The sequence below is a fragment of the Streptomyces sp. KL2 genome (assembly GCF_046529545.1).
Taxonomy (GTDB): domain Bacteria; phylum Actinomycetota; class Actinomycetes; order Streptomycetales; family Streptomycetaceae; genus Streptomyces; species Streptomyces radiopugnans.
In genome coordinates, this window is record NZ_CP127170.1 from 2,455,326 (window position 1) to 2,477,106 (window position 21,781).

Annotated in this window: 20 protein-coding genes; 5 read left to right on the forward strand and 15 right to left on the reverse strand. The window is 73.4% G+C overall.

What is annotated here, in order from left to right; all coding sequences use genetic code 11:
- Positions 1 to 19: 19 nt before the first annotated feature.
- The 4 genes from ilvD to QPK52_RS11080 form a co-directional block, all read right to left on the reverse strand.
- Positions 20 to 1,858: a dihydroxy-acid dehydratase gene (gene ilvD / locus QPK52_RS11065; protein ID WP_410537277.1), complete on the reverse strand. Its 1,839-nt coding sequence runs from the start codon at positions 1,856 to 1,858 to the stop codon at positions 20 to 22.
- A 131-nt stretch (positions 1,859 to 1,989) separates the two neighbouring features.
- On the reverse strand, positions 1,990 to 2,706 hold the full coding sequence (locus QPK52_RS11070) for a TetR family transcriptional regulator (protein WP_410537278.1): 717 nt from the start codon (positions 2,704 to 2,706) through the stop codon (positions 1,990 to 1,992).
- The gene (locus QPK52_RS11075; protein WP_410540294.1) at positions 2,703 to 3,512 is read right to left on the reverse strand and encodes a sugar phosphate isomerase/epimerase family protein; all 810 of its coding nucleotides are present in this window, start codon (positions 3,510 to 3,512) and stop codon (positions 2,703 to 2,705) included. Before QPK52_RS11075 ends, QPK52_RS11070 begins: the two co-directional genes overlap by 4 nt.
- A gap of 90 nt (positions 3,513 to 3,602) precedes the next feature.
- The gene (locus tag QPK52_RS11080; protein ID WP_410537279.1) at positions 3,603 to 4,544 is read right to left on the reverse strand and encodes a Ppx/GppA family phosphatase; all 942 of its coding nucleotides are present in this window, start codon (positions 4,542 to 4,544) and stop codon (positions 3,603 to 3,605) included.
- A gap of 66 nt (positions 4,545 to 4,610) precedes the next feature.
- On the opposite strand from QPK52_RS11080, the gene QPK52_RS11085 reads away from it, so the two are divergent.
- Positions 4,611 to 5,516 carry a hypothetical protein gene (locus QPK52_RS11085; protein WP_410537280.1) on the forward strand — a complete coding sequence of 302 codons (906 nt, stop codon included), beginning with the start codon at positions 4,611 to 4,613 and terminating at the stop codon, positions 5,514 to 5,516.
- Between the two features lie 43 nt (positions 5,517 to 5,559).
- Here QPK52_RS11085 and QPK52_RS11090 read toward each other — a convergent pair whose 3' ends face one another.
- Entirely contained in the window at positions 5,560 to 7,194 is a 1,635-nt protein-coding gene (locus QPK52_RS11090; protein WP_410537281.1) for a BACON domain-containing protein, read from the reverse strand.
- A gap of 260 nt (positions 7,195 to 7,454) precedes the next feature.
- On the opposite strand from QPK52_RS11090, the gene radA reads away from it, so the two are divergent.
- The gene (gene radA, locus QPK52_RS11095) at positions 7,455 to 8,933 is read left to right on the forward strand and encodes a DNA repair protein RadA (RefSeq protein ID WP_410537282.1); all 1,479 of its coding nucleotides are present in this window, start codon (positions 7,455 to 7,457) and stop codon (positions 8,931 to 8,933) included.
- A 48-nt stretch (positions 8,934 to 8,981) separates the two neighbouring features.
- Positions 8,982 to 10,082 carry a DNA integrity scanning diadenylate cyclase DisA gene (disA, locus tag QPK52_RS11100; RefSeq protein ID WP_410537283.1) on the forward strand — a complete coding sequence of 367 codons (1,101 nt, stop codon included), beginning with the start codon at positions 8,982 to 8,984 and terminating at the stop codon, positions 10,080 to 10,082.
- Between the two features lie 123 nt (positions 10,083 to 10,205).
- On the opposite strand, the gene QPK52_RS11105 is transcribed toward disA, so the two are convergent.
- On the reverse strand, positions 10,206 to 11,036 hold the full coding sequence (locus QPK52_RS11105; protein ID WP_410537284.1) for a hypothetical protein: 831 nt from the start codon (positions 11,034 to 11,036) through the stop codon (positions 10,206 to 10,208).
- A 226-nt stretch (positions 11,037 to 11,262) separates the two neighbouring features.
- Here QPK52_RS11105 and QPK52_RS11110 point away from each other — a divergent pair, with 226 nt between their 5' ends.
- Entirely contained in the window at positions 11,263 to 11,904 is a 642-nt protein-coding gene (locus QPK52_RS11110; RefSeq protein ID WP_410537285.1) for a phosphatase PAP2 family protein, read from the forward strand.
- Between the two features lie 149 nt (positions 11,905 to 12,053).
- Positions 12,054 to 13,016: an A/G-specific adenine glycosylase gene (locus QPK52_RS11115; protein ID WP_410537286.1), complete on the forward strand. Its 963-nt coding sequence runs from the start codon at positions 12,054 to 12,056 to the stop codon at positions 13,014 to 13,016.
- Positions 13,017 to 13,180: 164 nt separating this feature from the next.
- On the opposite strand, the gene QPK52_RS11120 is transcribed toward QPK52_RS11115, so the two are convergent.
- The 9 genes from QPK52_RS11120 to nadC all read right to left on the reverse strand — a co-directional run bounded on the left by QPK52_RS11120 (position 13,181) and on the right by nadC (position 21,588).
- The gene (locus tag QPK52_RS11120; protein ID WP_410537287.1) at positions 13,181 to 13,630 is read right to left on the reverse strand and encodes a VOC family protein; all 450 of its coding nucleotides are present in this window, start codon (positions 13,628 to 13,630) and stop codon (positions 13,181 to 13,183) included.
- Between the two features lie 238 nt (positions 13,631 to 13,868).
- Positions 13,869 to 16,394 carry an ATP-dependent Clp protease ATP-binding subunit gene (locus QPK52_RS11125; protein ID WP_410537288.1) on the reverse strand — a complete coding sequence of 842 codons (2,526 nt, stop codon included), beginning with the start codon at positions 16,392 to 16,394 and terminating at the stop codon, positions 13,869 to 13,871.
- 703 nt (positions 16,395 to 17,097) lie between these two features.
- The gene (locus tag QPK52_RS11130) at positions 17,098 to 17,430 is read right to left on the reverse strand and encodes a histone-like nucleoid-structuring protein Lsr2 (RefSeq protein WP_093657704.1); all 333 of its coding nucleotides are present in this window, start codon (positions 17,428 to 17,430) and stop codon (positions 17,098 to 17,100) included.
- A 171-nt stretch (positions 17,431 to 17,601) separates the two neighbouring features.
- Positions 17,602 to 18,147, reverse strand: a complete 546-nt coding sequence (locus QPK52_RS11135; protein ID WP_410537289.1) for an amino-acid N-acetyltransferase — start codon at positions 18,145 to 18,147, stop codon at positions 17,602 to 17,604.
- Between the two features lie 10 nt (positions 18,148 to 18,157).
- Entirely contained in the window at positions 18,158 to 18,568 is a 411-nt protein-coding gene (locus QPK52_RS11140; protein ID WP_410537290.1) for a BlaI/MecI/CopY family transcriptional regulator, read from the reverse strand.
- Between the two features lie 159 nt (positions 18,569 to 18,727).
- Positions 18,728 to 18,916, reverse strand: a complete 189-nt coding sequence (locus QPK52_RS11145; RefSeq protein WP_410537291.1) for a hypothetical protein — start codon at positions 18,914 to 18,916, stop codon at positions 18,728 to 18,730.
- 80 nt (positions 18,917 to 18,996) lie between these two features.
- Entirely contained in the window at positions 18,997 to 19,599 is a 603-nt protein-coding gene (locus tag QPK52_RS11150; RefSeq protein WP_410537292.1) for a hypothetical protein, read from the reverse strand.
- 127 nt (positions 19,600 to 19,726) lie between these two features.
- On the reverse strand, positions 19,727 to 20,524 hold the full coding sequence (locus QPK52_RS11155) for a type III pantothenate kinase (protein WP_410537293.1): 798 nt from the start codon (positions 20,522 to 20,524) through the stop codon (positions 19,727 to 19,729).
- On the reverse strand, positions 20,524 to 21,588 hold the full coding sequence (nadC, locus tag QPK52_RS11160; RefSeq protein ID WP_410537294.1) for a carboxylating nicotinate-nucleotide diphosphorylase: 1,065 nt from the start codon (positions 21,586 to 21,588) through the stop codon (positions 20,524 to 20,526). Before nadC ends, QPK52_RS11155 begins: the two co-directional genes overlap by 1 nt.
- Positions 21,589 to 21,781 lie beyond the last annotated feature (193 nt).

The window sequence follows — 21,781 nt, forward strand, 5'->3', positions numbered from 1 at the left end:
GGGGGTGCCGGGGGCGGGGTCAGCCGAGCTTGGTGACGTCCCGCACCGCGCCCTTGTCGGCGCTGGTGGCCATGGCCGCGTAGGCGCGCAGGGCGGCGGAGACCTTGCGGTCGCGCGCCGCCGGTGCGTACCGGCCGCCGAGCGCCTCGCGGCGGGCGGCGAGGGTGGCCTCGTCGACCTTCAGCTCGATGGTGCGGGAGGGGATGTCGATGCTGATCAGGTCGCCGTCCTCGACCAGGGCGATGGTGCCGCCCGCGGCCGCCTCCGGGGAGGCGTGGCCGATGGACAGGCCCGAGGTGCCGCCGGAGAAGCGGCCGTCGGTGATCAGCGCGCACTTGGCGCCCAGGCCGCGGCCCTTGAGGAAGGAGGTCGGGTAGAGCATCTCCTGCATGCCGGGGCCGCCCCTGGGGCCCTCGTAGCGGATGACGACGACGTCGCCCTCCTTGACCTGCTTGCCCAGGATCTTCTCGACGGCCTCCTCCTGCGACTCGCAGACCACGGCCGGGCCGCTGAAGGTCAGGATGGACTCGTCGACGCCGGCGGTCTTCACCACGCAGCCGTCGACGGCGAGGTTGCCGTGCAGGACGGCCAGTCCGCCGTCCTTGGAGTAGGCGTGCTCCACGTCGCGGATGCAGCCGCCGGCCGCGTCGGTGTCCAGGGACTCCCAGCGCTCGGACTGCGAGAAGGCGCTGGCGGAGCGGACGCAGCCGGGGGCGGCGTGGAACAGCTCGACGGCCTCGGGGGACGGGGAGCCGCCGCGGATGTCCCAGGTCTTGAGCCATTCGGCCAGGGAGTCGGAGTGGACGGTGCGGACGTCCTCGTTGAGCAGGCCCGCGCGGTACAGCTCGCCCAGGATGGCGGGGATGCCGCCGGCCCGGTGGACGTCCTCCATGTAGTACGAGCCGTTGGGCGCGACCTTGGACAGGCACGGCACGCGGCGCGAGATGGCGTCGATGTCGGTCAGCCCGAAGTCCAGCCCGGCCTCCTGGGCGGCGGCGAGCAGGTGCAGGATCGTGTTGGTGGAGCCGCCCATGGCGATGTCGAGGGCCATGGCGTTCTCGAAGGCGGCGCGGGAGCCGATGGCGCGCGGCAGGACGGTCGCGTCGTCCTGCTCGTAGTGGCGCCTGGTGATCTCCACCACCGTGCGGCCGGCGTTCTCGTACAGCGCCCGGCGGGCGGTGTGGGTGGCCAGCACCGAGCCGTTGCCGGGCAGGGAGAGGCCGATGGCCTCGGTGAGGCAGTTCATCGAGTTGGCGGTGAACATGCCCGAGCAGGAGCCGCAGGTGGGGCAGGCGTTCTCCTCGATGAGGGCCATGTCCTCGTCCGAGACGGCGTCGTTGGCCGAGTCGGCGATGGCGCTGATCAGGTCGAGCTTGCGGACCGTGCCGTCGACGAGGGTGGCGCGGCCGGACTCCATCGGCCCGCCGGAGACGAAGACCGTGGGGATGTTCAGGCGCATCGCGGCCATCAGCATGCCCGGGGTGATCTTGTCGCAGTTGGAGATGCAGATCAGGGCGTCGGCGCAGTGGGCCTCGACCATGTACTCCACGGAGTCCGCGATCAGGTCGCGGGAGGGCAGGGAGTAGAGCATGCCGCCGTGGCCCATGGCGATGCCGTCGTCCACGGCGATGGTGTTGAACTCGCGCGGGACGCCGCCCGCCTCCTTGATCGCCTCGCTGACGATCCGGCCGACCGGCTGGAGGTGGGTGTGCCCGGGCACGAACTCGGTGAAGCTGTTGGCCACCGCGATGATCGGCTTGCCGAAGTCCTCGCGCGCTACGCCGGCGGCCCGCAGGAGGGCGCGGGCGCCCGCCATGTTGCGGCCGTGGGTGACGGTGCGGGACCTCAGCTGGGGCATGGTGCTCCACTCCTTCGTGAACCGTGGGAAGACCGTCGGGCGCGGCCTTCGGGCCATGGCTGACGAGCGTACGCCTCCCGCTCAAGATCTGGACGAAAAGTCCGGATCGTAAGACATGAGGGGCGCTGGATTCACCCTCCGCGCGGTTGTTCGCCGAGGGGTGCGGCGGGTCCGGAGGGGCCGGTCAGATGGTGCTGGACGGCCGGCGCGAGGCGGGCGACCAGGTCCTCGGGCTCCGCGGAGGCCAGCGGCTCGATCCCCAGGACGTACCGCATGATCGCCACGCCCACCATCTGCGCGCCGGCCAGCTCCACCCGCAGCTCCCGGTCCGGGGCGTCCAGACGGCGCGCCACCCGGGCCATCAGCTGCCGCGTCACCATGCCCCGGAAGATCCGGGCGGCGGTCTCGTTGCTGAGCGCCGAGCGGACGACGGCCAGCAGCGGCGCACGGCTGGCCGGGTTCTCCCAGACGCCCAGGAAGAAGCGGACCAGCTCCTCGCCCAGGCCCTCCGGGCCGCGGGGGGCGAGACGGCCCAGCCCCTCGGCGGCGGGGGCGAAGGAGACCTCGGCGGCGGCCTCGAAGACCTGCTCCTTGGTCCCGAAGTAGTGGTGGACCAGAGCCGGGTCCACCTCCGCGCCGCGGGCGATGGAGCGGATGGACGCCTTGTCGTAGCCGCGCTCGGCGAACTCCGCCCGGGCCGAGGCCAGGATGCGGTCGCGCGCCGCCTTCCCGGCCCCGGCCCGGTCGGCCGACGCCGGGCGGCCGCGGCGGCGCGCTGGACGCGGGGCGTCCTCCGCGGACCGGGCCGCGCCCTGCGCGGGCCGGGCGCCGGCGTCCCGCCCGCTCACGGGCCGGCCTTCCGGGGCACGGAGGCCAGGTGGCGGCGGGTGAAGGCCAGGGCCTCGGCGAGGTCGGCCTCGCGCTCGGCCGGGGACATCGCGCGGCGGGTGTTGACCTCGACCACCACGTGCCCGTCGAAGCCGCCCGCCGCCAGGTGCTCCAGGACCTCCGCGCACGGCTGGTCGCCGCGCCCGGGGACGAGGTGCTCGTCCTTGGCGGAGGCGGTGCCGTCGGCGATGTGGATGTGCGCCAGGCGGTCGCCCATGCGGTCCACCATCGCCAGGGTGTCGTTGCGGGCGGTGGCGGTGTGGGAGAGGTCGAGGGTGAAGTGGCGGTAGTCGTCCTCGGTCGGGTCCCAGGCGGGGGCGTAGGCGAGCATCTCGCGGTCGCGGTAGCGCCAGGGGTACATGTTCTCCACGGCGAAGCGGACGTCGGTCTCGTCCGCCATCCGCCACACGCCGCGCACGAACTCCCGCGCGTAGGAGCGCTGCCAGCGGAACGGCGGGTGCACCACGACCGTGCTCGCGCCCAGCTTCTCGGCGGCCTCGCGGGACCGCTGGAGCTTGGTCCAGGGGTCCTTGGACCACACGCGCTGGGTGATCAGCAGGCAGGGGGCGTGGACGGCGAGGATCGGGACGCCGTGGAAGTCGGAGAGCCTGCGCAGCGCCTCGACGTCCTGGCTGACCGGGTCGGTCCACACCATGACCTCCACCCCGTCGTAACCCAGGCGTGCGGCGATCTCGAAGGCCGTCGCCGTGGTCTCCGGGTAGACGGAGGCCGTGGAGAGGGCGACCTTCGGTACCGGGAGGGACATCGCTGGATCGGCCACGCACAACAGCCTACGGCGAGCGGGAGGGCGTTACGGAGGGCGTCACGGGGCCTGCGGGGCGGGGTGTGGGGAAGGTCACGGGTTTCCGTTGCCGGACAGGGCGTCCAGCCGGCGCAGGATGACGCCCTCGCGCAGCGCCCAGGGGCAGACCTCCAGCCGCTCCACACCGAACAGGTCCATGGCGCCCTCCGCCACCAGCGCGCCCGCCAGCAGCTGCCTGGCCCGGCCCTCGGAGACGCCGGGGAGGGCGGCGCGTTCGGCGACGGGCATGGAGGCCAGTTTCGGCACCCACTCCTCCAGCGACGCCCGTACCAGCTCGCGCTGGGCGTAGGGGCCCTCGGCTGAGCGGGGGGCGCCCGCCAGCCGGGCGAGCTGTTTGAAGGTCTTGGAGGTGGCGACCACGTGGTCGGGGGCGCTCAGTCTGCTGAAGTCCCCGACGACCCGGGCGATCTCGTGCCGCACATGGCGGCGCAGCGCGCGGACGTCGGCCGGGTCGGGCGGATCGCCGGGCAGCCAGGAGTTGGTGAGGCGGCCGGCGCCCAGCGGCAGCGAGGCGGCGGCGTCGGGCTGCTCGTCGATGCCGTACGCGATCTCCAGCGAGCCGCCGCCGATGTCCAGGACCAGCAGCCGACCGGCCGACCAGCCGAACCAGCGGCGGGCCGCGAGGAAGGTCAGCCGCGCCTCGTCCTCGCCGGAGAGCACCTTCAGCTCCACACCCGTCTCGGCGGCGACCCGCTCCAGCACGTGGTCGGCGTTGGCGGCGTCCCGCACGGCGGAGGTGGCGAACGGCAGCAGGTCCTCCACGCCTTTGTCCTCGGCGACGACCATCGCCTCCCGGACGGTCGCGGAGAGCTTCTCGACGCCCGCCGGGCTTATGGACCCGTCCTCGTCGAGGAGTTCGGCCAGGCGCAGTTCCGCCTTGTGGGAGTAGGCGGGCAGGGGGCGGGCGCCCCGGTGTGCGTCCACCACCAGCAGGTGAACGGTGTTGGAACCCACGTCGAGGACACCGAGTCTCATGGGGAGCCACGCTACTGCGGCCGGACGGTGTCCTGGAGCCCGGCCCGTGGTGCATACCCTGGGTGCGTGGCGAAGACGAAAACGGTGAAGCCGGACAAAGAGGCGAATGCGGGTGGGGAGCGGCGGCGGGCCGCGGGCGAGGAGGTCGAGCTGGACCACGCCCGGATGTGGGTGGAGTTCCCGGACCCGGCGGACGACGAGCAGGTGTTCCGGTGCGACCTGACCTGGCTGACCTCCCGCTGGGGCTGCATCTTCGGCCAGGGGTGCCAGGGCATCAGCGCGGGGCGCGCGAGCGACGGCTGCTGCACGCTGGGCGCGCACTTCTCGGACGAGGACGACGAGAAGCGCGTGGCGGCGCACGTGGCCCGGCTCACGCCCGAGAGCTGGCAGTTCCACGCGGAGGGCGCCTCCGAGCGCGGCTGGGTCGAGGTGAACGAGGACGGTGAGCGCCAGACGCGGCTGCACCGGGGCGCGTGCATCTTCCTCAACCGCCCCGGCTTCCCCGGGGGCATCGGCTGCGCGCTGCACACCATGGCCCTGCGGGAGGGGCGCGAGCCGCTGGAGACCAAGCCGGACGTGTGCTGGCAGCTTCCGGTCCGGCGGACGTTCGAGTGGGTGGAGCTGCCGGACGGCGAGCAGCGGCTGTACGTGTCGATCGGCGAGTACGACCGCCGCGGCTGGGGGCCGGGCGGGCACGACCTGCACTGGTGGTGCACCGGCGCGCCGTCGGCGCACGGGGCCGGTGAGCCGGTGTACGTCTCGTACCGGCCGGAGCTGACGGAGCTGATGGGCCCGGCCGGGTACGCGCGGCTGGCCGAGCTGTGCGAGGAGCGGCTGGCGGCGGAGCTGCCCATGGTGGCCCCGCACCCGGCGGACGGGCCCGCGGGCGGCGTCGCGGCGGGTGCCGCGGGGCCTCCGGCGGGCCGTAACGAGCCGGGGCACGCGGAGCCGGGGCACACGATGCCCGGGTGAGCGGCGCCCGGGTGCACGCCGCCCGGCGGCGCCGGCCCGGCCGCTAGTCCGGCTGCCCCGCCGGGGGCGGTGAGGGCTCCGGCGGGGGTGTGCTCGACGGCGGCTCGGGGGCCGGTTCGGGCGCGGGCGGCTCGGAGGGCTCCGGCTCCGGGGGCTCGGAGGGGCGCGGTTCGGCGGGCGCCTCGGCGCCGTGCCCCTGGAGGGTGATCACCGCCTTCGCCGGGGCGATCGAGATGCGCGCGGTCCACGCGCCCGCCGGCTCCCGCAACCGGTCGACGGTGACGGCGAAGGCGGCGGACTCGCCGGGCCGCAGCGTCCCGTGCGTACGGTCCAGCCGCAGCCAGGAGGCGTCCGCCGAGGCCGTCCAGCGGACCGGGGAGCCGCCGGAGGCGGTGAGGGTGACGACGGTGGCGTCCCCGGACGGCTGGGCCTCGACCGTCAGCCGGCCCGGTCCCGTGCCGTCCTCCCCGCGCGGCGGGCCCTCCCCGTCCGCGCCGTCCGGGCGGTCCGTGCCGGAGGACGGGGCGCCCCGCCCTTCCGCACCGTCCGTGCCGGTCACGTCGATACGGAGGCCGGACCCGTCGCGGGAGGCTCCGGCGCCCCCCGCCCGGCCCCCGTCGCCCCGGGGGCCGCCGTACAGGCCGCCCGGATCCCGGCGCTCGGACGCCGAGACGGGGGCGCCGCCCGGGCCGCCGTCCGCCAGCGGCGCGCCGCGGTACGCGGCCCACAGCGCCAGCAGCGGCGCGGCGACGACGGTGGCGACGACCGTGGTGGTCACCGCGCGGCTTCGCAGCCGGTCGAAGCGCTCGGCGCGGTCCCGGGTGGTGACGGGGAAGCCGCGCCGGTCGAAACGCGGGGTGTGCTGGGCCCGCGCGCGCTGCGCGGCGAGCATCGCGGCGTGCACCTCCGCGCGCGGTGCGGGCAGCACGGTGAGCGCGCCGACGTCCGCGGGGGCGGTGCCCGGCCAGGGGCCGCCCGCCAGCACCCGTTCGGCGGTGCGGCGGCACTCGGGGCACTCGTCCACGTGCCGCACCAGCTCCCGGCGGAGCGCGCTGCCCAGCAGCACCTCCCGGTCCCCGGCGAGCCGGGCGACGGCCGGACAGCCGCCCCGGTCGACGACGGCGAGCGCGGTGCGGGTGCGCTCCACCTCGCAGGCGGCGCTGGACAGCAGCAGCTCCGTGCCGTCGTGGTCCGTGCCCAGGACGGCCGCGACCTCGTGGACCGGCAGATGGTGGCGTACTGCCAGCTCCAGGGCCTCGCGCTGCTCGGGGCCGGTGCCGGCGGCCTCCGGCCAGGCCAGCGCGGCCAGCTCGCGGCGGCGCGCGGTGGCCAGGGGGCCGGGGAGCTCCGGGGGCTCGGGGCGGACGCCCTGCCGCTCGGCCAGGAGCCGCAGGCAGGACCAGCGGGCCAGCGCGTACAGCCAGGGCCGGTGCAGCGCCGTGTCGGCGGGGGTGCGGCCGCGGCGGCGCTGCCGCTCGGCGACGGCCAGGGCCTCGCCGAGGACGGAGATGGCCGCCTCGTGCTCGCACATGACGGACAGGCAGTAGGTGAACAGCCCGTCCAGATGGTCCCGGTAGGGATCGACGGGCGCCGGCGGCCGGGCCGCGGCGCGGTGCGTGCCACGGTGCGCCCGGTGTACGCCGGTGGTGTGCGTGGGGTGCTCGCGCCGAGTGCTCATCACCCAGCCGACCGTAGGCGGAAGGCCGGGCATCGCTGGTGATGCTTGCACGGGTTTAACCCTTACGGGTGACGATCTGCGGTAAAACGCACAAACGCTCAGTGGTGGGCGGCAGGGGGTTGCGCGAGGGCGCACGGGGACCGGGCCCGTGCGGCGTCCGCCCCACCGGTCCGCCGCGCCCGTCCGCCCGGTCCCGCCGCCCGGTCCGCCCCGCGCCCGCCGGGGCCCGGTTGTCAGAGGCTCCGGCTACCGTGAGGCCCATGGCTGCCCGCAAGTCGTCCGCCAAGGACCGCCCCGCCTACCGCTGCACCGAGTGCGGCTACACCACCGCCAAGTGGCTCGGCCGCTGCCCGGAGTGCCACGCCTGGGGCACCGTCGAGGAGACCGGCGGCACCCCGGCCGTCCGCACCACCGCGCCCGGCCGGGTCTCGTCCCCCGCGCTGCCCATCGGCCAGGTGAACGGGCAGGTGGCCACCGCGCGCAGCACGGGCGTGCCCGAGCTGGACAGGGTGCTGGGCGGCGGTCTGGTGCCGGGCGCGGTGGTGCTGCTGGCGGGCGAGCCCGGAGTGGGCAAGTCCACGCTCCTGCTGGACGTCGCGGCCAAGGCGGCCGACGCCGACCGCCGCACGCTCTACGTCACCGGCGAGGAGTCGGCCGGGCAGGTGCGGCTGCGGGCGGACCGGATCGGGGCGATAAGCGACCACCTGTACCTGGCGGCCGAGACGGACCTGTCGGCCGTCCTGGGCCATCTGGACGAGGTGAAGCCCTCGCTGCTCGTCCTGGACTCGGTGCAGACGGTCGCCTCCCCCGAGATCGACGGCGCGCCCGGCGGCATGGCCCAGGTGCGGGAGGTGGCCGGGGCGCTGATCCGGGCCTCCAAGGAGCGCGGGATGTCCACGCTGCTGGTGGGCCACGTCACCAAGGACGGTGCCATCGCCGGTCCGCGCCTGCTGGAGCACCTGGTGGACGTGGTCCTGCAGTTCGAGGGCGACCGGCACGCCCGGCTGCGGCTGGTGCGCGGTGTGAAGAACCGCTACGGCGCCACCGACGAGGTGGGCTGCTTCGAGCTGCACGACGAGGGCATCACCGGTCTGGCCGACCCGTCGGGCCTCTTCCTCACCCGCCGGGACGAGCCCGTGCCCGGCACCTGTCTGACCGTCACCCTGGAGGGCCGCCGCCCGCTGGTGGCCGAGGTGCAGTCGCTGACGGTGGACTCCCAGATCCCCTCCCCCCGGCGCACCACGTCCGGGCTGGAGACCTCGCGCGTGTCGATGATGCTGGCCGTGCTGGAGCAGCGGGGCCGGATCAACGCGCTGGGCAAGCGGGACGTCTACACCGCCACCGTCGGCGGGGTGCGGCTGTCGGAGCCCGCGGCCGACCTGGCGATGGCGCTCGCGCTGGCCAGCGCCGCCAGCGACACCCCGCTCCCGAAGAATCTGGTGGCCATCGGCGAGGTGGGGCTGGCCGGCGAGGTCAGGCGGGTGACGGGCGTGCAGCGCCGGCTGGCGGAGGCCGCGCGGCTGGGCTTCACCCACGCTCTGGTGCCCACCGATCCGGGCAGGGTGCCGGCGGGGATGCGGGTGCGGGAGGTGGCTGACATAGGGGAGGCGCTGCGGGTCCTGCCCGCCCGGCCGGCGCGGTCGGAGCGGTCGGAGCGGTCCGGCCGCGACGGGCCCGAACAGCCCGGCCGCGACGGGTCCGACCGGAGCACGCCACACGAGGGCCGGAGCCGCCGGTAGACTTTGCCCTGGTCTCGCCCGTACGTACGCACGACCCGAAGGAGTGCCGTGGCAGCCAACGACCGGGCAGCAACCGGCGCCGACGGCCTGTTGCGCGCCTCACTGAGCGCGGTCGCGCCTGGTACGGCCCTGCGCGACGGCCTGGAGCGCGTCCTGCGGGGGAACACCGGCGGGCTCATCGTCCTGGGCATGGACAAGACCGTCGAGGCGCTGTGCTCCGGCGGTTTCGTGCTGGACGTGGAGTTCAGCGCGACGCGGCTGCGCGAGCTGTGCAAGCTGGACGGCGCGCTGATCCTCGACAGGGACATCACCAAGATCGTGCGGGCGGGCGTGCAGCTCGTGCCGGACGCCTCGATCCCCACGGAGGAGACGGGCACCCGGCACCGCACCGCGCAGCGGGTGTCGATCCAGACCGGTTTCCCGGTGGTGTCGGTGAGCCAGTCGATGCGGCTGATCGCGCTGTACGTGGACGGCCAGCGGCGCGTGCTGGAGGACTCGGCGGCGATCCTGTCCCGGGCCAACCAGGCGCTGGCGACGCTGGAGCGGTACAAGCTTCGCCTGGACGAGGTGGCGGGCACGCTCTCCGCGCTGGAGATCGAGGACCTGGTGACGGTCCGGGACGTCTCCGCGGTGTCGCAGCGCCTGGAGATGGTGCGGCGGATCGCCACGGAGATCGCCGAGTACGTGGTGGAACTGGGCACGGACGGGCGGCTGCTCTCCCTCCAGCTCGACGAGCTGATCGCGGGTGTGGAGCCCGAACGCGAGCTGGTCGCCCGCGACTACGTGCCCGAGCCGACCGCCAAGCGGTCCCGCACCGTCACCGAGGCGCTGACCGAGCTGGACCGGCTGACCCACACCGAGCTGCTCGAACTGCCCACGGTGGCCAAGGCGTTGGGGTACAGCGGATCGCCGGAGACACTGGACTCGGCCGTCTCGCCGCGCGGCTACCGCCTGCTGGCGAAGGTGCCCCGGCTGCCGAACACCGTGATCGAGCGGCTGGTCGAGCACTTCGGCGGACTGCAGAAGCTGCTGGCCGCGAGCGTGGACGACCTGCAGACCGTCGACGGGGTGGGCGAGGCGCGGGCCAGGTCGGTCCGCGAGGGCCTGTCGCGGCTGGCGGAGTCGTCGATCCTGGAGCGGTACGTCTGACGCGTACGCCCGGCCTCCGGGCGGCACGGCGGCCCTGGTCCGCCCGGCCCTGTTCAGCCCGGCCCGGCTCTCTCCGGCTCCGTCCGGCCCCCTTCGGCCCCCTCGGTCAGCGGCGCGGGCGGCTCAGTCCTTGGTGAGGACGAACGAGGTGCGCAACTTCTCCAGGCCCTCCACCTCGGCCTCGACCAGATAGGTACCGGCCTTCGCCCGGGCGCCCGGCGTGCCGCACTCGGGAGTGCTGTGCCTGCGGTCCCACTCCAGGGTGCGCACGGCCGTACCGCCCGCCGGGACCTTGTAGAGGGCCGAGCGGGCGCCCTTCGGGCAGTGCTCGGACTTCCAGACCTTCTCGTCGCCGTCCTCGGTCTCGATGATGGTGAAGGCCGTGGCGCCGGTGCCGAAGTCGACCTTGCAGGCGCCGCCGCCCCCGTTCCGCACGGTCAGCCGGAAGACGGGCTCCTCGCCGGGCGCGTAACGGTTCTTCTCGCTGCGCAGCGTCACCTCGACCGAGCCGGGGCGGCAGTCGGGGAGGGTAGAGTCGGCCGGCACGGCCTCGACCCCGCCCGAGGCGGCGCCGGCGGGGCCGCCGCCCGCTCCTCCGGCGCCCGAACCGCCCGAACCGGAACCGGAACCGTTCGCGCCGCCTTCGCCCTCGCCGTCCGCGCCCCCGCCGCCGGACCCGGTGCCGGCGGACCCTGCCGTGTCGCCGCCGGTGCCGTCCGCGTCTCCCGACCCGCCCGGTCCACCCGAGCCGCCGGTGCCGCCGTCGGACTCCTCGCGCCCGCCGGGGCGTTCGCTGATCAGGGACTCGGAGGAGGACGGCCCGGGGGTGATGGTGCCCGGCACCTCGCTGCCGCCCTGCTTCCCGCCCTGGTCGCTCCCGCCGTCGCCGCCCGGCCCTCCGGACCTGACGGCCCATATGACGAGCAGTGCCAGGACCAGCAGGAGCGCAAGCACGACCGCCCTTCGCCTCCAGTAGATGGAAGAGGGAAGGGGCCCAACCGGATTGCGCAGAGATCCCACGCGCAAACCTTACGAGACATCAAGTGCCCCGTACGGTCTTACCCGCCGCGCAGGAGGTCAACTTTTATGATGAACGGTCCTGCGGGGCCGACGATCGTCGGGGGCGACGCCCGGTGATCGCAGAAGGTGATCGACCGGTTTCCTTCCGTACCGTTCACACATGAGCAGTGATCTCCGAAGCGAAGCCCCCGGCACACCAGTGGACGGCTCCCGGGACGGCCTCCACAGCGAGCTCTACCGGGGCGTCACCGATTTCGCCCGCGACACCCCCGGCTGGGCGCACTCGCTCGCCGAGTACGGCACCGAGGGCGGGCTGCTGGTCCTCCTCGCGCTGCTGGCGGCGGCGTGCTGGCGGGTCCGGCGTGCCGAGCCGGGGGTTCTGGCGCGGGCCCTGCTGGGCGGGGCGGCGGTGGCGGTGGCGTACGGCGCCAGCGAGGCCGTCAAGCTGACCGTGCGGGAGGAGCGGCCGTGCCGTGCCGTGGCGGGCGCACCGGCCCCGATCGCGCCCTGCCCGGAGCCGGGCGACTGGTCCTTCCCCAGCAACCACGCCACCATCGCCGCCGCCGCGGCGGTGGCCGTCGTACTGGCCTGGCGGGCGACGGCCTGGCTGGTGCTGCCGCTGGCGGCGCTGACGGCTTTCTCCCGGGTGTTCATCGGGGTGCACTACCCGCACGACGTGGCGGCGGGCGCACTGCTGGGCGCGGCCGCGGTACTGCTGGTGACCCGGTCGGCGGCCGGGCCCGCGACCGTGCTGACGGACCGGGTGCGGGCCGGGCTCGGACGCGCCGGCCCCGCCTCGTAGGCGATGGCCGCCGGCGGTCCGCGCTCCCACCGGAAGCCGGATATCGCTCCCCTCGGATGAAAGGGGCACATCGGGACGGGTGGTGCCTGCCGCCCATCGGCGCGGGCCGCTTCGCTGCCGCGCTCCTCCGTGTCAGGATCGGAGACGCCATGACTGCGACCACATCCGAGCACAGCGCCACCGGTCTGACCGCGACCGGCTTCCGTCCCCCCGAGTCCCCCGCCCCCTCCGACCTCCACGGACCGGTCATCGACTGGTTCGGCGAGCACGCCCGCGACCTGCCCTGGCGCCGCCCCGAGGCGGGCGCCTGGGGTGTGATGGTCAGCGAGTTCATGCTCCAGCAGACGCCTGTCAGCCGGGTGCTGCCCGTGTACGAGCAGTGGCTCGCCCGCTGGCCCCGCCCCGCCGACCTGGCCGCCGAGCCGCCCGGCGAGGCGGTGCGCGCCTGGGGCCGGCTGGGCTATCCGCGCCGGGCCCTGCGGCTGCACGGCGCCGCCGCCGCCATAACGGAACGGCACGGCGGCGACGTGCCCAAGGAGCACGCACAGCTCCTGGCCCTGCCGGGGGTGGGCGAGTACACGGCGGCGGCCGTGGCCTCCTTCGCCTACGGGCAGCGGCACGCGGTGCTGGACACCAACGTCCGGCGGGTCTTCGCCCGCGCGTTCGGCGGCCGCGAGTTCCCGCCGACCGCCACCACCGCCGCCGAGCGCAGACTCGCCCGGGCCGTCCTGCCCGAGGAGGACGCGACGGCGGCACGGTGGGCGGCGGCCACGATGGAGCTGGGCGCCCTGGTGTGCACGGCCCGCAAGCCGGACTGCGAGAACTGCCCGATCATGGACCTGTGCGCCTGGCGCCGCGCCGGTTCGCCGGCGCACGACGGTCCGCCGCGCCGCGGCCAGAGCTACGCGGGCACCGACCGCCAGGTGCGCGGCAGGCTGCTGGCCGTGCTGCGCGACGCGGTGGGGCCGGTGCCGCAGGCGACGCTGGACGCGGTGTGGGACGAGCCGGTCCAGCGGGCGCGCGCGCTGGACGGGCTGGTCGCGGACGGGCTGGTCGAGCCGCTGGAGAACGGCGTCTACCGGCTGCCCCAGGGCCGCAGCCCGGCCATGTGAGGCGGGGTGCGGCGGACCGCCGTGCGCGGGCGGGCCGCCGCACCCCGCACACGCTCCCCGCCGTGCCCGTACCCGCCGCCGTTCCGGCGGCTCCGCGATCCCTCCGGGCCCGCCCGCACCCGCGGCGGGACCGACGGGGCGGAGCACCGGCCGGCGGGCGCGGGTCAGTCGCAGACCTCCGACCACTCCCGGCTCAGGACCGGCCCGCTCCCGCGCTCCTCGGCCAGCGAGTACCGGTTGCCGGACTCGTCGCGGAAGACCGCCTCGGTGCCGTGCGGTCCCTCGCGCGGCTCCTGGAGGAACTCCACGCCCCGCTCCACCAGCCACTCGTACGCGGAGCGGCAGTCGTCCGTCCGCAGTACGCCCGCTCCCAGGATCCCCTTGCGGACCAGCCCGGCCAGCGCCCGGGCCGAACCGGAGTCGATGCCGGGGCCGTCCGTCGGCACCAGCGTCAGCCCGACGTCCGGCTGGTCCTTGGCCCCGACGGTGATCCGGCGCGTTCCGCCCTCGGTGACGTCGCCGCGCACCTCGAAGCCGAGCTTCTCGGTGAAGAACCTCAGGTCCCGCTCCTGGTCGGTGGACCAGACGGTGGCTGCGGCCAGACCCTTGATCATGGTGCCTCCCATGGTCGCGGACGTGCGGTCCCACCGTGGGCAGCGCGCCCACCGGCCCGTCCCTCCAGGATCGCGCCGTGCGCGGCGGTCCGTCCACAGTGCGGCGCGGCACGGGGCCGTCGGGGGCCGGACGGAAAGCCCGCGCGGGATCCCCGCGCCCGTGTTGCCGCCGTGCGGCTCGGCGATGCCGTGCGCCGCTCCCGCCGGCCGGCGGGAGCGCCTCACACGTCCTTACGCCTCACGCCTCCTTGGAGAGGTTCGGGCCGCCGCCCGCCGCCGACTCCACCGGAGGTGCGTCGGGCAGGGCCGACTTCTCCTCGCCGCGGAAGGTGAACTTCTTCGCCTCGCCCTCGCCCTCGGTGTCGACGACCACGATGTGACCGGGGCGCAGCTCGCCGAAGAGGATCTTCTCCGACAGCACGTCCTCGATCTCCCGCTGGATCGTCCGGCGCAGCGGCCGGGCGCCCAGGACGGGGTCGTAGCCCTTCTTGGCGAGCAGCTTCTTGGCGTCCCCGCTGAGCTCGATGCCCATGTCGCGGTCCTTGAGCCGCTCGTCCACCTTGGCGACCATCAGGTCGACGATCCGGATGATGTCTTCCTCGGTGAGCTGGTGGAAGACGACGGTGTCGTCGACGCGGTTGAGGAACTCGGGCCGGAAGTGCTGCTTGAGCTCCTCGTTGACCTTGGCCTTCATCCGCTCGTAGCCGGTCTTGACGTCGCCCTGGGCGGCGAAGCCCAAGTTGAAGCCCTTGGAGATGTCCCGGGTGCCGAGGTTGGTCGTCATGATGATGACGGTGTTCTTGAAGTCCACGACCCGGCCCTGGGAGTCGGTCAGACGACCGTCCTCCAGGATCTGCAGCAGCGAGTTGAAGATGTCCGGGTGTGCCTTCTCGACCTCGTCGAACAGGACGACCGAGAACGGCTTGCGGCGCACCTTCTCCGTGAGCTGGCCGCCCTCCTCGTACCCCACGTAGCCGGGGGGCGAGCCGAAGAGCCGCGAGACGGTGTGCTTCTCGCTGAACTCCGACATGTCGAGGGAGATCAGGGCGTCCTCGTCGCCGAAGAGGAACTCCGCCAGCGTCTTGGACAGCTCGGTCTTACCGACACCGGACGGGCCGGCGAAGATGAACGAGCCACCGGGGCGCTTGGGGTCCTTCAGACCGGCCCGCGTACGGCGGATGGCCTGGGACAGCGCCTTGATGGCGTCCTCCTGCCCGATGACGCGCTTGTGCAGCTCGTCCTCCATGCGGAGCAGGCGCGAGGACTCCTCCTCGGTGAGCTTGAAGACCGGGATGCCCGTGGCCGTGGCCAGGACCTCGGCGATCAGCTCCTCGTCCACCTCGGCGACGACGTCCATGTCGCCGGCCTTCCACTCCTTCTCCCGCTTGGCCTTGGCAGCCAGGAGCTGCTTCTCGGTGTCGCGGAGGGAGGCCGCCTTCTCGAAGTCCTGCGAGTCGATCGCGGACTCCTTCTCCCGGCGCACGTTCGCGATCTTCTCGTCGAACTCGCGCAGGTCCGGCGGTGCGGTCATGCGGCGGATGCGCATCCGCGAGCCGGCCTCGTCGATCAGGTCGATCGCCTTGTCCGGCAGGAAGCGGTCCGAGATGTAGCGGTCGGCGAGCTGCGCGGCGGCCACCAGGGCGGCGTCCGTGATGGACACCCGGTGGTGCGCCTCGTAGCGGTCGCGCAGACCCTTGAGGATCTCGATGGTGTGCGGCAGCGACGGCTCGGCGACCTGGATGGGCTGGAAGCGGCGCTCCAGGGCCGCGTCCTTCTCCAGGTGCTTGCGGTACTCGTCCAGCGTCGTCGCGCCGATGGTCTGGAGTTCCCCGCGGGCCAGCATCGGCTTGAGGATGCTGGCGGCGTCGATCGCGCCCTCGGCGGCGCCCGCACCCACCAGGGTGTGGAGCTCGTCGATGAACAGGATGATGTCGCCGCGGGTGCGGATCTCCTTGAGGACCTTCTTCAGGCGCTCCTCGAAGTCACCGCGGTAGCGGGACCCGGCGACCAGGGCGCCCAGGTCCAGCGTGTACAGGTGCTTGTCCTTGAGCGTCTCGGGCACCTCGCCCTTGACGATGGCCTGGGCCAGGCCCTCGACGACCGCCGTCTTGCCGACGCCGGGCTCGCCGATGAGGACCGGGTTGTTCTTGGTGCGGCGGGACAGCACCTGCATGACCCGCTCGATCTCCTTCTCGCGCCCGATGACCGGGTCGAGCTTGGACTCGCGGGCCGCCTGGGTGAGGTTGCGGCCGAACTGGTCCAGCACCAGGGAGGTCGAGGGGGTGCCCTCGGCGGGGCCGCCCGCGGTGGCCGCCTCCTTGCCCCCGGAGTAGCCGGAGAGCAGCTGGATGACCTGCTGCCGCACCCGGTTGAGATCGGCGCCGAGCTTGACGAGGACCTGGGCGGCGACGCCCTCGCCCTCGCGGATCAGGCCGAGCAGGATGTGCTCGGTGCCGATGTAGTTGTGGCCGAGCTGAAGGGCCTCGCGGAGCGACAGCTCCAGGACCTTCTTGGCACGGGGGGTGAAGGGGATGTGGCCGGACGGGGCCTGCTGGCCCTGGCCGATGATCTCCTCCACCTGCTGGCGGACCGCCTCGAGCGAAATCCCGAGGCTCTCCAGTGCCTTAGCGGCGACACCCTCACCCTCGTGGATCAGGCCCAGGAGGATGTGCTCGGTGCCGATGTAGTTGTGGTTGAGCATCCGGGCTTCTTCCTGAGCCAGGACGACAACCCGCCGCGCGCGGTCGGTGAACCTCTCGAACATCGTTAATCGCTCCTCAGAGCGGTCAGGCAGTAAGGGGTCGGTCCCCTCCCTGTCCTTCCGCAGCTTAGTCCCGCAAGCGGGGACCGCTCATTCCAACTGCCGACACCCGTCCGGATCGCTCCCGCGCTGGCGGGGAGGAGAGCCCGTTACCTCTCGCCCTCGTCCCGAACAGCCGACAACAGTTCCAACCCGATGGTGCGAGACGATGTTCCCGCAGGCCAGACATATCCGCCCGCTTCCACTACGCCGACGGCGAACGCTCCTGGGCCGCCACGTCCGTCCACCGCTCCATCGCCGGTGCCGCACCCCCGTTCCACGTGGGATTTCTTCACCGACTTCTTACCCCGGGACACCGACAGTCCATGCCGGGCAGGGCGGGGGCATCCGCTACTGGCGAACACTCTTGCGTGACGCACGGCACCTTCCCCACCCGCTCGACGGGCACTCGGAGTAGCGGTGCGCGACCCTCTGTGAACGGAGCGCGGGCCGGTGGCCGTTCCGCGCACGGCGCATGTGACGTACGCGACCGACGCACGCGGCGCACACGGGGCGCCCCGGAACACCCGGCCGCCCCGGCCGCAGACGTCCCCGGGGAGGCCGCGGCACGGCTGCGGCCTCCCGGACGGGGCGCGAGGCGGATCCCGCCGGTCCGGTGAGCGCGGCGGCGACGGAGCGCTCACCGCACACTGCTCGCCCGCGCGCCTCAGGCGTTCGCCTTCTCGTAGGCCTCGCGGATGTTGGCGGGGACGCGGCCGCGGTCGTTGACCTCGTAACCGTTCTCCTTCGCCCATGCGCGGATCTTCGCGGTGTCCTGGCTCGCGCCGCCGGCGGACGGGCGGGACTTTCCGCGAGCCGAACGGCCACCGGTGCGACGACCGTTCTTGACGTAAGGCTCCAGCAGATCGCGGAGCTTGTCCGCGTTGGCGGTGGTGAGGTCGATCTCGTAGGTCTTGCCGTCGAGAGCGAACGTCACGGTCTCGTCGGCCTCACCGCCGTCGATGTCGTCGACAAGAAGGACCTGAACCTTCTGCGCCACCGGTTACTCCCATTCGTCGTGTGTGGTCAGTCACCGAAAACCGATTACTGATACTGACGACGAAAGCAAACCGCTTTTCCCGGGAAAACACAAACCCTCGGGGAACATTGCCGGGCCGGTCCGGCCGGATTGGAGGGATCTTTCGGACATAGGGCGCACGGCGTGGGCGCCTCATAGGTGCAGCAGCATCCGAGTGTTGCCCAAGGTGTTGGGTTTCACTCGTTCGAGCCCCAGGAACTCGGCCACACCTTCGTCATAGGAACGCAGCAGCTCGCTGTAGACATCCCCGTCCACCGGTGTCTCGCCGATCTCGGTGAAGCCGTGCCGGGCGAAGAAGTCCACTTCGAAGGTGAGGCAGAAAATGCGCCGGACTCCCAGCCAGCGTGCGGTCTGCAGCAACTTCTCCAGCACCAGGTGTCCCACTCCCGTGCCCCTGAGCGCGGGGTCGACCGCGAGCGTGCGGACCTCGGCCAGGTCCTCCCACATCACGTGGAGGGCCCCGCAGGCGACGACCTCGCCGTCGTGGTCGCGTTCGGCGACCCAGAACTCCTGGATGTCCTCGTAAAGCGTCACCGTCGCTTTGTCGAGGAGGATGCGGTCGCGCGCGTAGGCGTCGATGAGACGGCGCACGGTGCGCACATCGCTTGTTCTCGCCCTGCGGACGGTGACCTCGCTTACGGGGCTTGCGGGGCTTACGCGACTTACGGCTTCTGGCATGTCGGGGACGCTATCGCTCCGGAGAACCGGGGCTCTCGGCGGGGGCGCCGGGGTGCGTGTCGTCGAGATGTGCGACGCGCAAGGCGTCCCGCAGTGCCTCCGTCTGTTCCGGCGACATCATCCCGAAGAAGGCCACCAGTGCCGCCGCGGGGTTGTCGCTCGCCGCCCAGGCTTCGTTCATGAGTGCCGCGGAGTAGGCGGCCCGGGTGGAGACGGCCTCATATCGATAGGCCCGGCCTTCGCGCTCTCGCCGCAGCCATCCCTTCTCCCGCAGGTTGTCCATTACGGTCATGACGGTGGTGTAGGCGATCGGCCGTTCACGCCTGAGGTCGTCGAGCACTTCTCTCACCGTGACCGGGCGGTTCCACTGCCATACCCGCGTCATCACCGCGTCTTCCAGCTCTCCCAGTGGCCGAGGCACACCAAGAACGATAGCCGCATATGAACGGTATTGAGCGCTTTGTTTTGGCCGGATGGTAAACAAAGAGGAGCGCACACCGGGGAGATGAACCTCCCGGCGCGCGCTCCCGCGCCGCCGCGGCATCCGCCGTCCGGCGGTACACGCCGCCGGTGCGGGCCGCTAGGCCCTGGGCGCGCCGTCGGCCGATGACGCGCCGCGCGCGGCCTCGGCACGCGCCAGGGCGCCGTCCACCGCGGCGTCCTCCTTGGACTTGTTGGCACCGCCCTGGCTCTTGACGATCGTCACGATGAGGGCGGTGAAGGCCACGGCCATCACCACGGACGGGGTGAGTGCGGCGATGTACTCCATGCCGGATCAGCCTCCTTGGATACCGGACCTCCAGCGTACCGGCGGCTCCGCCGGACCCCCGGCGGGGGCCCGGCCGCGCGTCAGGCCGGCAGCGCCCGGCGGCACGCCGGGTACGGGCCGCGGGGCGGGAAGACCTCGGCCGGGGTGGGGACCGGGCGCGGCACGGCCATCGGCCGGGCACGGCCCGGGGGCTCGGGGCCGCGGCCCGGGGACCCGGCGGCACGGGAGCGCTCCGAGGACGCCGCCAGCCGTTCGCAGCGCCGCAGCAGCCCGGCGCGGCGCTCCCCCTCCGCCTCGCCGGACCCGTGGCCGCACAGCTCGCGCAGCACCCTCAGATCCTCCGTGCGCGGCGTACAGCCCAGCGCGACGGCCTCCTCCAGCCGCGCGAGGTACCCCGGGGCCGAGCCCGGCAGCGCGGCGCGGTAGCGGTCCAGGTCCGCCCGCAGGAAGGCCCTCAGCCGGTCCGCCTCACGGCTCGCCTCGTCCAGTGCGTCGGCCAGCCACAGACACGCGCGCACCGCCTCGGCACGCTCCTCCTCCGGCCCCTGCGGCCGCCGCCCGCCGGCGCGCGGGGACGGCCGGGCGCGGGCGGGCTGGAGGACGAGGGCGAGGGCGCTGCGCAGGACGCGCAGCTCGTCCGGGCTGAGGACCATGGCGCCTCGGGAACCGTAGGGCGTGGGCATACGGTGACATTACGACAGAAGTCGGCAAAGCCGACATACCACCACATCACTGTGTCCCGGCCCGTGTTCGGTCCCGCGCCCGGCCCGTTCCCCCGCCCGCTCCCTGCCCCCGTCCCCGGCCCCGCGCTCAGCCCCGCGCCATGTTCCGCTCGTAGACCAGGCGCAGCCCGATCAGCGTCAGCCACGGCTCGTGCTCGTCGATCTCCGTCGCCTCGCCCAGCACCATCGGGGCCAGGCCTCCGGTGGCGATGACGGTCACGTCGTCCGGATCGTCGGCCAGTTCGCGGGCCATCCGCTCCACCACGCCGTCCACCTGTCCGGCGAAGCCGTAGAGGATGCCGGACTGCATCGCCTCGACGGTGTTCTTGCCGATGACGCTGCGCGGCCTGGCCAGCTCGATCTTGCGCAGCTGCGCGCCGCGCACGCCGAGCGCCTCGACGGAGATCTCGATGCCCGGGGCGATGACGCCGCCGGTGTACTCCCCCCGCGCGGAGACCGCGTCGAAGGTGGTGGCCGTGCCGAAGTCCACGACGATGCTCGGGCCGCCGTACAGCTCGACAGCCGCCACCGCGTTGATGATCCGGTCCGCGCCGACCTCCTTGGGGTTGTCCATCAGGATGGGCACCCCGGTCTTGACGCCCGGCTCGACGAGGACGGAGGGGATGTCGCCGTAGTGGCGGCGCGTCACCTCGCGCAGCTCGTGCAGGACGGAGGGGACGGTGGAGCAGATGCAGATGCCGTCGACACCGTCGCCCAGGTCCTCGCCGAGCAGCGGATGCATGCCCATCAGGCCCTGGAGGAGGACGGCCCACTCGTCGGCGGTGCGGCGGGGGTCGGTGGAGATCCGCCAGTGCTCGACGATCTCGTCGCCGTCGAACAGGCCGAGGACGGTGTGGGTGTTGCCGACGTCGATCGTGAGCAGCATCAGTCGCGCCCCTGTCCGTCCGCGCCGCCGCGGGCCTCGTCGCGCAGGTCCAGGCCGATGTCGAGGATCGGGGAGGAGTGGGTGAGCGCTCCGACCGCCAGGTAGTCCACGCCGGTGTCCGCGTACGCGCGGGCGTTCGCCAGGGTGAGGCGGCCGGAGGACTCCAGCTTCGCCCGGCCGGCGACCAGCGCGACCGCCTCGGCCGTCTGCCCGGGGGTGAAGTTGTCCAGCAGGATCAGGTCGGCGCCCTCGGCGAGGACGGGCTCGATCTGGTCCAGCCGGTCCACCTCCACCTCGATCGGCACGCCGGGGAACTCCTCGCGCACCCGCCTGAACGCCTCGGCCACCCCGCCCGCGGCGATCACGTGGTTGTCCTTGATCAACGCGGCGTCCGACAGCGACATCCGGTGGTTGACCCCACCGCCGCAGCGCACCGCGTACTTCTCCAGGGAGCGCAGCCCCGGGGTGGTCTTGCGGGTGTCGCGGACCTTCGCGCCGGTGCCCTCGAGCGCGTCGGCCCAGGCGCGGGTGGCGGTGGCGACACCGGACAGCCGGCACAGGATGTTGAGGGCGCTGCGCTCGCCGGTGAGCAGATCACGGGTACGGGCGCGCACCGACAGCAGGCACTGCCCCGCCTCGACGCGGTCGCCGTCCTCGACGTGCCGCTCGACCTCGAACTCCTCGGTGCAGACCACCGACAGGACCGCCTCGGCGATCCGCAGCCCGGCGACGGTGCCCGCCTCCCGGGCGGTGAAGTCGGCGGTGGCGACGGCGTCCTCGGGGATGGTCGCGACGGTGGTGACGTCCACGCCCTGGTCGAGGTCCTCCTCGATCGCCATGTGGGCGATGTCCTCGACCTGCACCGGATCCAGGCCCGCGTCCGCCAGCAGCGCGGCCAGGTCCGGGTCCAGGCCGCACTCCAGCGGATCCAGGTCGGGACCGTCGTCCGCACCGCCGCAGCCGCAGGCGTCGCCGCAGCCCCCGCCGGTGCCGTTCACCGCCTCGCCGGGACGGCCGAAACCGATCTGGAGCAGCGGAAGTTCGTCGGGCTTGGGGGTGGTCACTGTGTCTCCTCGTGGGCTTCTCCGCCCACGCGGCCACAGCGCGGGCTCCTGATGACATGCGGCCCGGCGGCCGCGCGTGCGACGCTCAGAGCATCTTTTCCGTGAGCTTCTCCGCCCGCGCGGCCACAGCGCAGGCTCCTGATGACATGCGGCCCGGCGGCCGCGCGTGCGACGCTCACCATCTCCTCGTGAG